Below are 10381 nucleotides of genomic sequence, written 5' to 3' on the forward strand. Positions count from 1 at the left end.
CTCCGAGACGATTTTCCGGACGCAGAGTGTCGATGTGCGAGTCCGAAATCGACACTTTGCGACCTCGATTCGGTCGCACCGGCCGGCGTCTACCCGAAGTGGTTCGCGTCCCACTCGACGCCGGGGCTGAGTGAGGGCCCCTCACCCTCGGCGATGACGAAGGTCATCGTCACGTTCGCGTCGTGGGTGATCGACAGGTGGAGGTTCGTGCCGCCGATGAGGCGGAAGTGCTCGAGAACGAGCCCGCGCAGACGGAACGAGGGGGCACCGGATCGGGCGGGGACCACCTCGGCGGACTGCCATGGCAGCCAGCCGGGGAACCCGATCGCCTTCTTCAGCGCCTCCTTCGCGGAGAACCGCGCCGCCAGGGACGCGTCCGTGCGGCGCTTCCCGTTGCGCTTGAGCTGTTCGGCAGGGGTGAGGAGGCGGTCGAGGAGTTCCGGCACGCGTTCGATGTGCTCGGCGAAGCGCGGCACATCGGCGATGTCGGTGCCGATTCCCAGAATGGCCATGGCCTCCCCTGTTCTCCAGAGTGACAGTTCTCCGGTCCGACGTTCTCCAGTGCGACTCGGATGCGTGCCATGCGACTGGTCAGCGTGCGCCCGGTCAGTGTGAGACTCGAGCCCGGGCCGCATCATGCGCGGCCCGGGCTCGAGGGTGCGTCATTCGACGGTGACGGACTTCGCGAGGTTGCGGGGCTGGTCGACGTCGAGTCCCTTCGCCGTCGCGAGCTCCATCGCGAAGATCTGCAGCGGCACGGTGGTCAGCAGCGGCGCCATGAGCGTCGTCGTCTCCGGGACGTAGATGACCTCGGATGCGAACTCGCGCACCTCCTCGTCACCCTCCTCGGCGATGACCACGGTGTTCGCACCGCGGGCGCGGACCTCCTGGATGTTCGAGATCACCTTCGCGTGGAGCGAGTCGCGGCCGCGCTTCGACGGCACGACGATGATGACGAGCTGGCCGTCGTCGATGAGCGCGATCGGGCCGTGCTTGAGCTCACCGGCGGCGAAGCCCTCGGCGTGGATGTAGGCGAGCTCCTTGAGCTTGAGCGCACCCTCCATCGCGACCGGGTAGCCGACGTGGCGGCCGAGGAAGAGCACCGAGCCGACATCCTCGTTGCGCCGCGCGAGCTCGAGGACCTGGTCCTTGCCCTCGTCGAGGATCCGCTGGATCTTCTCCGGGATCGTCTGCAGCTCCTTGAGGATGAGCGAGATCTCGTCGCGGAACTTGTTCCCGCGCAGCTGCGCGAGGTAGAGGCCGAGCAGGTAGCAGGCGACGACCTGCGAGAGGAACGCCTTCGTCGAGGCCACGGCGATCTCCGGACCGGCGTGCGTGTAGAGCACGGCGTCGGATTCGCGCGGGATCGTCGAGCCGAAGGTGTTGCAGATCGCGATGACCTTGGCACCCTGCTGGCGGGCGTGGCGGACGGCCATGATCGTGTCCATCGTCTCGCCCGACTGGGAGATCGCGACGATGAGCGTCTTCTCGTTGACGACGGGGTCCCGGTAACGGAACTCGTGGGCGAGTTCGACCTCGACGGGGATCCGGCACCAGTGCTCGATCGCGTACTTCGCGACCTGACCGGCGTAGGCGGCGGTGCCGCACGCGACGACGACGATCTTGTCGATCGTCTTGAGCACGGCCTCGTCGATGTTCATCTCGTCGAGCGAGAGCTTGCCGTCGGTGTCGAAGCGCCCGAGCAGGGTGTCGCCGACGGCCTGCGGCTGATCGTGGATCTCCTTGTCCATGAAGGAGGAGAATCCGCCCTTCTCCGCCGAGGCGGTGTCCCAGTCGACCTCGAACTGCTCACCGGGCACGACCTTGCCGGCGAGTCGGTGATGACGACCGAGTCGGGCGTGATCGTCACGACCTCGTCCTGGCCGATCTCCACGGCTGTGCGCGTGTAGTCGATGAATGCGGCGACGTCGGAGCCGAGGAAGTTCTCCCCTTCGCCGAGGCCGATGACCAGCGGCGAGTTGCGGCGCGCGGCGACGACGGTGCCGGGCAGGTCGGCGTGGACGGCGAGCAGGGTGAACGCGCCCTCGAGCTGCTGCGCGGTCTCGCGCATCGCGGCGGTGAGGTCACCGGTGGCGCGGTAGTTCTTCGCGAGCTGCGCGGCGGCCACCTCGGTGTCGGTCTCCGAGGTGAACTCGAAGCCCTCGGCGACGAGCGGAGCCTTGAGCTGCGCGAAGTTCTCGATGATGCCGTTGTGGATGAGCGCGAGGCGCCCTCCGTCGGCGACATGGGGGTGGGCATTGACGTCGGTCGGTCCGCCGTGGGTCGCCCACCGGGTGTGGCCGATGCCCGTCTGCGCGAGCGGCAGCTCGTTCGCTTCGAGGTCATCGGTCAGGTTGGAGAGCTTGCCTGCCTTCTTCGCCGTGGCGAGTTCGCCATCGGGGGTGACGAGGGCGACTCCAGCGGAGTCATATCCTCGGTATTCGAGCCGTTTGAGACCGGCGAGCACAACGTCGAGCGCAGTATGGTCGACATCGGCGACCGGCGCACTGGAGACATAACCTACGATTCCACACATGAGCAGAATTTTACTGGGCCGCGTCAAGCCCACCGCTCACCGGGTCCCCCGCTCTCCCGCCGAGGTGACCGGCCCCACTGCGCGGCCGTGACCGGCCCCACTGCGCGGGCGTGACCAGGGGCACGACGCGGGCGTGAACGGAGGCACTGCGCCGAGGCGACCGACCCACCGCACGGCCGTGACGACCGCTGCCCCACCTCGGCGAGGACGCTGCCGGTGACCGGGTGCGCACGGCACCTCACATGACGCATGACACAATTGTCCCCATGCCTCATGTCGACCCCCAGCTGGACCGTGCGCGCCGCCTCGCCGGACTCAACACCGCGAAGAAGATCGAGGACCAGCCGAGCTCGCCGTTCTGGGAGTTCGACCGGGAGGTGTGGGGGAAGCTCGCGCAGTCGACGCCGCTGCCGCTGACCCAGCGCGACATCGAGCGGCTGCGAGGCCTCGGCGATCGCATCGACCTCGACGAGGTGGCTCAGGTCTACCTGCCGCTCTCCCGCCTGCTCAACCTCTACGTCTCCGCCCGGCAGGGCAAGCACCAGATGACGCGGGAGTTCTTCTCCCCCCTCCACGAGCTCGGGCTCGAACCGCAGGACGCCAAGCGCACCCCGTTCGTCATCGGCGTCGCCGGGTCGGTCGCGGTCGGCAAGTCGACGACGGCGCGCGTGCTCCGCGAGCTCCTCGCCCGGTGGCCCGACACCCCGCGCGTCGAGCTCATCACCACCGACGGCTTCCTCTACCCCAATGCCGAACTCGAACGCCGTCACCTGGGCGGACGCAAGGGCTTCCCCGAGTCGTACGATCGTCGCAGGCTCCTCCGGTTCCTCTCGGCCGTGAAGTCCGGTGCCCCCGAGGTCCGCGCGCCCGTGTACTCCCACCACACGTACGACATCGTTCCCGGCGCCGAGGTGGTCGTCCGCTCCCCCGATGTCCTCATCGTCGAGGGCCTCAACGTCCTCCAGCCGGCCCGACCCCGCCCCGACGGCACCGTGGGCCTGTCGACGAGCGACTACTTCGACTTCACCGTCTACGTCGATGCCCGTTCCCGCGACATCCGCGAGTGGTACGTCTCCCGCTTCCTCAAGCTCAAGCACGGCGCGTTCCAGGACCCCGACTCCTACTTCCACCGGTACTCGAAGCTCAGCGACGACGAGGCGGTGACGCTGGCGACGGAGATCTGGGACTCGATCAACTTCCCCAACCTGCGGGAGAACGTCCTGCCCAGCCGCGGCCGCGCCGACCTCGTCCTCCACAAGTCCGCCGACCACACGATCCGCAAGGTGCAGCTGCGCAAGCTCTGACCGCCTCGGTGCGGCATCTCCTGCGGATCTCGGAAATAGAATCGCCGCGCAAATAGTTGCACAGGGTGCACAGTTCGAGATCTCCGAGGAGGCGATGCGCCTTCGCCCGGGCCGCTGCGCGATCACGAGCACGCGACGCCGAGGGGCGAGAAGAGGAAATGAGGCCACGATGAGCATGCAGTCAGCCCACCGACTGATGTACACCTCGGTGAAGAACAAGCGCACCCCGGACACGAAGATCCAGCCGGGCACCTACCGGCGGATCGTCGGCTTCGCCAAACGGCACAAGAAGAAGCTCGCCGTCTTCCTCACCCTCTCCGTCGGATCGGCGATCATCGGCGTGCTCAACCCCGTCCTCGCCGGTGACGTCGTCAATGCGATCACCGGGGGCGGCCCCGTCGCCACGGTCGTGTGGATCGCCGTGGCCATCGGTGCCCTGGCGATCGCCGATGCCGCGATCAGCATCTCCAACCGCTACCTGTCCTCGCAGATCGGCGAGGGCCTCATCTTCGACCTGCGCACGGCCGTCTACGAGCACGTGCAGTCGATGCCGATCGCGTTCTTCAACCGCACCCGCACCGGCGCACTCGTCTCCCGCCTCAACACCGATGTCATCGGTGCGCAACGGGCGTTCTCGAACACCCTGTCGGGGATCGTGTCGAACATCGTCTCGCTCATCCTCACCGTCGGCGTGATGGTGACGATCTCCTGGCAGGTCACCGCCCTGTCGATCCTCCTGCTCCCGCTCTTCATCATTCCCACCAGGCTGCTCAGCGGGAAGCTCGCGTCCCTGCAGTTCCAGGCCGCGGAGAACAGCGCGGACATGTCGACGCGGATGACCGAGCGGTTCTCCGCCGGGGGTGCCACGCTCATCAAGCTCTTCGGAAATCCGGCCACGGAGAACCGCGAGTTCGCCGATCGTGCCGGTCAGGTCCGCGACATCGGCGTCAAGGTCGCGATGCTCCAGTCGACGTTCGTCTCCTCGCTCACCCTCGTCTCCGCCCTCGCCCTCGCTCTCGTCTACGGCATCGGCGGCGCCCAGGCCGTCCTCGGCAATCTCAACGCCGGTCAGGTCGTCACCCTCGCGCTCCTGCTCACCCGGCTCTACACGCCGCTGACGATGCTCGCGAACGCCCGACTCGACATCATGAGCGCGGTCGTCAGCTTCCAGCGGGTCTTCGAGATCCTCGACCTCGTGCCCTTCATCAAGCAGCCGACCCAGCCCAAGGAGCTGCCGGCGACCGGGCTCGACATCCGATTCGACGATGTCAGCTTCGCGTACCCGAGCGCACAGCAGGTCAGCCTCGCGAGCCTCGAGGACGTCTCCGTCCTCGACTCCCGCGGCGGGCAGGAGGTCCTCCACGACCTCGACTTCACGATCCCGGCCGGGCACACCGTCGCCCTCGTCGGGTCCTCGGGAGCCGGCAAGTCGACGATCGCCTCTCTCCTGCCGCGCCTCTACGACGTGACGAAGGGAGCGATCACGATCGGCGGCGTCGATGTCCGCGAGCTCTCCGCCGAGACGCTGCGCCGCACCGTCGGGGTCGTCACCCAGGACGGTCACGTCTTCCACGAGTCGATCCGCTCGAACCTGCTGCTCGCGAAGCCCGATGCCACCGAGGCGGAACTCGCCGACGCTCTCGACCGGGCGCAGCTGCACACCGTCATCGCGAGCCTGCCCGACGGCCTCGACACGGTCGTCGGCGAGCGCGGCTACCGGCTCTCCGGCGGCGAGCGCCAGCGCCTGACGATCGCGCGGATGCTGCTCGCGGCCCCGGAGATCGTCGTCCTCGACGAGGCCACCTCGGCGCTCGATTCGACCAACGAGGCGGCCGTGCAGCAGGCGCTGACGCAGGCGATGTCGGGGCGCACCGCGCTCGTCATCGCCCACCGGCTCTCGACGATCCGGCAGGCCGACACGATCCTCGTCGTCGAAGACGGTCGCATCGTCGAATCCGGCTCGCACTCCGAGCTGCTCTCCCGCGGCGGCCGCTACGCGGAGCTCTACGCGACGCAGTTCTCCGCAAGCTGAGGCCCGGGCGGGGAGCCCGGGCGGGTCGCGGTGCGGGTGTCGCTCAACAGTTAGCGTGAATATCAACGCTTTCCCGAATCCGAACTCCCTCGCTCAACAGTTAGCGCGAAAATGTGGCCTTTGGAGACCACATTTTCGCGTTATCTGTTGAATGAGCAGAGCACAGGCGTCACTCAGCCTGCGGTTGAGTGTATAAGCCGCTGCGGGGAGCCCGGGCAGGCTGCGAGGCACGCTGTCGCTCAACACTTCGCGTGAATATCAACGCTTCGCCGAGCCCGAACTCCCACGCTCAACAGTTAGCGCGAAAATGTGGCCTTTGGAGACCACATTTTCGCGTTACCTGTTGAATGAGCCGCGCCGAGGGAGCAATCGGCGGCTCCACCGGCACTCAGCCTGTGATTGAGCGAGCAGGCCGCGGTGGCGTCCGTCGTTCGATCGCCGCTTTGATTCGGAGAAACTGGGTCGCGGCGAAGAGGTCCTGCCACGTCAGTCGAAATACCTCGTATCCGAGATTGCGGAGGGCGTACTCTCTGCGCCGCTCCTGCTCGAATGCCTTCTTCGGGTCCACACCTTTGAGGTGGTATTTCACAGCACCATCGAACTCGGCGATCACCTTGGCCCGCTTGTTCGCGAAGTCGGTGCGCGCGACGAAGCAGCCGTTCTCGTCGACGATGACGACCTGCGGTTCGAGCCCCGGCACGGAGAACTCGACGAAGCGGACAGCGCTGATCGACTCGCCCACCGATTCGCGACGCCCGTCGACGTTCTCCATCACTGTGTCGATCCGTCGCTGCCGGGTGCGCACGGGATGGTCGGCGACGTAGGTCTGGAGCTGCGCCTCGGTGATGACCGATCGATGCAGAGCGTCGTCGATCGCAGCGACAGCGAGGGCAAGCGGATAGTCCCGCGCGAGGTCGAATAGAGTGCGGAGAACTGAGGTGACCGGAATCCCATCGACACTGACGATGTCTCGCTCGTCGAGCGAGCGGCGCCTCACCTGCATCGACGGCCTGCGCAGACCACACCGTTGATGGACTGACTCGGCGAACACATCACGCTCATGCTCGATGTAGGGGACGGCGAGTCCGTGGATGATGAGCGCACTGCGGTGGGAGAACACCGCGTGCGGCAGAAGCTTGCCGACGTACGACCGGACCATGATGCGCAGATCTTCGTTGCGTTTGAGCTGCCCTTCCTTCTCCCGAGGGAGGTCGGTGGCGTCATCCGCAGCGACGTTCGAGACGAACCGATGAGCATTCACCGCACAGGACTTGGTGACGACGTAGATCCCGCGGCGGACGCGCCGCAGGCAGCACTTCTCGGCTCTGAGAATGTCGTACTCGCTCAGGCCCGCCGTCCTCAGCTCCGCAGCGCTCATGCATATGAACATGCATCAAGAGTGATCAAAAGACAGCACTGTGACAATACCTCTGGATCAATCTGTGGATAACTTGTCACTTGAGTGCACAGGTCGCGCAATTCTCAGGGCCGGAAGCGGGAGAGATTGCGGGCTGTCGCTCAACACTTCGCGTGAATATCAACGCTTTGCCGAGCCCGCACTGCCTCGTTCAACAGCTGGCGCGAAAAAGCGGTCCCCAAAGGCCACTTTTTTCGCGCCAACTGTTGAACGAGCTGAAGGCACCGGGAGGCGGTGTGCGGCACAGACGGCCCCACGCGCGAAGCCCGGCCGAGTTGCGGCGCGGACGGCCCCACGCGGTGAGCCCGGGCGGGCTGCGGTGCGCAGGGTTGCGGCCCCGCGCTGCCGCCCACAACTCAGTCGCGGAGGCCGAGGTACTGCGGGATCTCGGCTACCGAGGGCAGGGACTGAGCCCCGTCCTGCGCCGCGAAGTCCGCGGCGGTGAGCTTGCCGGTCTCGACACCGAGGACGACACCGGCACCGGCGGCGGCTCCGGCCTCGACGTCGACGACGGTGTCACCGGCGACGAGCACCGTGGCCACGTCCTTCGTGCCGGTGCGCTCCATCGCCCGCTGGATCATGTACGGGTAGGGGCGTCCGGCGGCGACCTCGTCGGAGCAGACGACCGCGTCGAGGTTGCCGCCCTCCCCCGTCGCCCAGCCGAGTCCCTCGAGCAGAGGTCCGGCGACATCGGTCGAGAATCCCGTCGTCAGCGCCACCTTGACGCCGTTGCTGCGGAGTTCGGCGAGCGCCTCGGGGATCCCGGGCAGCGGCTCAGGCGGGGTCGCTGCGTAGAAGTCGCGGAGCAGCGCGCGGAAGCGGTCGAACGAGGCCGCCACCGTCGCCTCGTCGCCGGCGTGCCCGCCGAGGCGGAGCAGGCTGCGGATCGCTTCGACTTTGTCGGCACCCATCCACGTCTGGAGGTTCTCGTCGGTGACCTCGACGCCGTTCTCCTCGACGCTCTGGCGCAGTGCGCGGTAGACGTCGCCGTGTTCGTTCAGGGTGGTGCCGGCCATGTCGAAGACGGCGAGTTCGATGGTGGTCATGGGTGTGCTCCTTGAATGCGGTGTCAGGTGTCGGGAATGAGCTGAGTGCGGTGTCAGGTGTCGGGAATGAGGCGGACGACGGAGTTCGCCGCCCCTGCGGTGTTGTTGATCGTGAAGGTGACCTGGTCGGGCAGATAGTGGTCGTCGGAGTACTCGACGGGCACGCCCGAGCCGGTCGAGGTGATGCGCCGTTCGCGCAGCAGCGGCGAGCCTACGGGGACGTCGAGAAGTTCGGCGTCGACCTCACCTGCGCCGATCGCGTCGAAGGTGTGCCGGGCGGCGACGAGCTCGACGTCGTTGGCCTTGAGGTGGGCGAAGATCGACCCGCTGTCGGTGTCGAAGTCGAAGAGGTGGCGTCCCGCGTCGAGGGTGAACGCCGTGCGCTCGACCATGACGGGCACCTCGTCGAGGAGGCGGAGGCGGATGATCTCGACGACGAGCTCTCCGACCGGGACGCCGAGGTTGAGCGCGACGTCCTGATTCGCCGCACGCTTGGCGAGTTCGACCGTGCGCTGGCCCGGGGTCCGGTTCGTCGAATGCGCCCACTCCGAGAACGAGAGGAAGCTCGTCATCGACTGCGTCGGGATCGAGCCGACGACATGCGCGACCGCTCCCTGCCCGCCGGCGATGATCCCCTCGGCCCGCAGCGCCGACAGCGCCTGGCGCACCGGACCGCGGGAGACGGAGAACTCACGGCACAGCTCGGCTTCGCTCGGGACCGCGGCTCCGATCGGCAGGCGGCCGTCGGTGATCCGCGCGCGGAGTTCGTCGCCGATGACCCGATGCAGCGCGGTGCGCGGCTCCATAGGTGAACGAGAACTTGTCATCATAGGTTCGACCCTAACCCACTCCCCACGTCCCGACCGGCCTCACGTTTGAACGCCGGGTGAACAGATTCTGACTCTGCGGGATCGTATATGAACGGCTCGACAACTTATATATACATGCCTCGAATCGGCTTGTCCCAGACGTTCCCGACACGGCAGTCTCGAGGCATGAACCATTCTCACATCATCGTCGTCGGGGCCGGCATCGTCGGTCTCGCCCACGCCCGGGCCGCTGCCCGGCGAGGGCATTCGGTGACGATCCTCGACGTCGACACCACCCCGCGCGTGCCTCGGTGCGCAACTTCGGACATGCCTGCATCACCGGACAGACCGACGAGTTCGCCGAGCTCGCCGCCGCCGGCCGCGACCAGTGGATCGCAGCGGCCGCGGAGTCGGGCTTCTGGGCCGCGGAGACCGGGGCGTACGTCGTCGCCACCTCCCACGCGCAGATGGCCGTGCTCGAACAGGCCCGACTGTCCAAGCGCCCGGCGCCATCGACCTCCTCACCCCCGAACGACTCGCGACCGCCGTCACCGGTGACCCGCACGCTCGCCTGCGCGGCGCCGTCGGCGGCGCCCATCTCACCGCCGACCTCCGGGTCGACCCGCGCACCGCGGCTCCGCGGATCGCGCAGACCCTGGCGGCCGCCTCGGCGATCGAGCTCCGCACCGGAGTCCGGGTCGGTCGGGTGGGCGAGGGCGTCGTCGAGACCAACCGGGGCACGTTCACCGCCGACCATGTCATCGTCTGCACGGGCCACCAGCTGCCTGCGCTCTTCCCCGACCTCGCCGCCGAGGCGGGCCTCGTCGAATGCGCGCTGTCGATGACCCTGGCCGCGACCCCGGAGCACATCCGCACCGACGCCGCGATCCTCTCCCGCACCTCGCTGCTGCGCTACGACGCGTTTTCCACGATGCCCGCCGCCGAGGCGGTCCGCGACGAGGTCGCCCGCAGCGCTCCCGAACTCCTCGCGGTCGGCGCGAACGTCATGTTCGGCCCCCGGCCCGACGGGACGATCATCATCGGCGACTCCCACGTCTACGGGGAGAACGTCGACCCGTTCCTGCCCGAATCGACGACGGAGGTCCTGCTCGCCGAGGCGGCCGCCGTCCTCGATCAGCCCACCGGGTTCTCGATCCGCCACGCTGGCAGGGGTCGTACGCCTCGAGCGAGTCCCGCCCGCTCATCGTCGAGACCGTCGACGAGCGGACCACGGTCG

At 67.5% G+C, this 10381-nt stretch carries 7 protein-coding genes and 2 pseudogenes; 4 read left to right on the forward strand and 5 right to left on the reverse strand.

Annotated features, from left to right (window positions below):
- Nucleotides 1–89 precede the first annotated feature (89 nt).
- On the reverse strand, nucleotides 90–512 hold the full coding sequence (locus AC2W7K_RS16030) for a holo-ACP synthase (protein WP_137827059.1): 423 nt from the start codon (nucleotides 510–512) through the stop codon (nucleotides 90–92).
- Nucleotides 513–662: 150 nt separating this feature from the next.
- Nucleotides 663–2536: pseudogene (gene glmS, locus AC2W7K_RS16035) on the reverse strand (glutamine--fructose-6-phosphate transaminase (isomerizing)).
- 266 nt (nucleotides 2537–2802) lie between these two features.
- On the opposite strand from glmS, the gene coaA reads away from it, so the two are divergent.
- A complete protein-coding gene (coaA, locus tag AC2W7K_RS16040) occupies nucleotides 2803–3840 on the forward strand; it encodes a type I pantothenate kinase (protein ID WP_137827057.1) in 1038 nt (345 codons plus the stop codon).
- 169 nt (nucleotides 3841–4009) lie between these two features.
- On the forward strand, nucleotides 4010–5872 hold the full coding sequence (locus AC2W7K_RS16045) for an ABC transporter ATP-binding protein (protein WP_198499397.1): 1863 nt from the start codon (nucleotides 4010–4012) through the stop codon (nucleotides 5870–5872).
- Nucleotides 5873–6260: 388 nt separating this feature from the next.
- Here AC2W7K_RS16045 and AC2W7K_RS16050 read toward each other — a convergent pair whose 3' ends face one another.
- The 3 genes from AC2W7K_RS16050 to AC2W7K_RS16060 form a co-directional block, all read right to left on the reverse strand.
- Nucleotides 6261–7250, reverse strand: a complete 990-nt coding sequence (locus tag AC2W7K_RS16050) for a hypothetical protein (RefSeq protein ID WP_376911293.1) — start codon at nucleotides 7248–7250, stop codon at nucleotides 6261–6263.
- Nucleotides 7251–7645: 395 nt separating this feature from the next.
- On the reverse strand, nucleotides 7646–8335 hold the full coding sequence (locus AC2W7K_RS16055; protein WP_486006393.1) for a phosphonatase-like hydrolase: 690 nt from the start codon (nucleotides 8333–8335) through the stop codon (nucleotides 7646–7648).
- Nucleotides 8336–8388: 53 nt separating this feature from the next.
- Entirely contained in the window at nucleotides 8389–9141 is a 753-nt protein-coding gene (locus tag AC2W7K_RS16060; RefSeq protein ID WP_249356767.1) for a GntR family transcriptional regulator, read from the reverse strand.
- A gap of 189 nt (nucleotides 9142–9330) precedes the next feature.
- On the opposite strand from AC2W7K_RS16060, the pseudogene AC2W7K_RS16065 reads away from it, so the two are divergent.
- Together AC2W7K_RS16065 and AC2W7K_RS16070 are read left to right on the forward strand one after the other, a co-directional pair.
- A pseudogene (locus AC2W7K_RS16065) lies at nucleotides 9331–9426 on the forward strand (FAD-dependent oxidoreductase); the annotation flags it as partial.
- A gap of 106 nt (nucleotides 9427–9532) precedes the next feature.
- Nucleotides 9533–10381, forward strand: an 849-nt coding sequence (locus AC2W7K_RS16070) for an FAD-dependent oxidoreductase (RefSeq protein WP_486006394.1), incomplete at its 3' end; no start/stop codon positions are given.

The organism is Brevibacterium sp. LAARM2_SD2 (assembly GCF_057364785.1).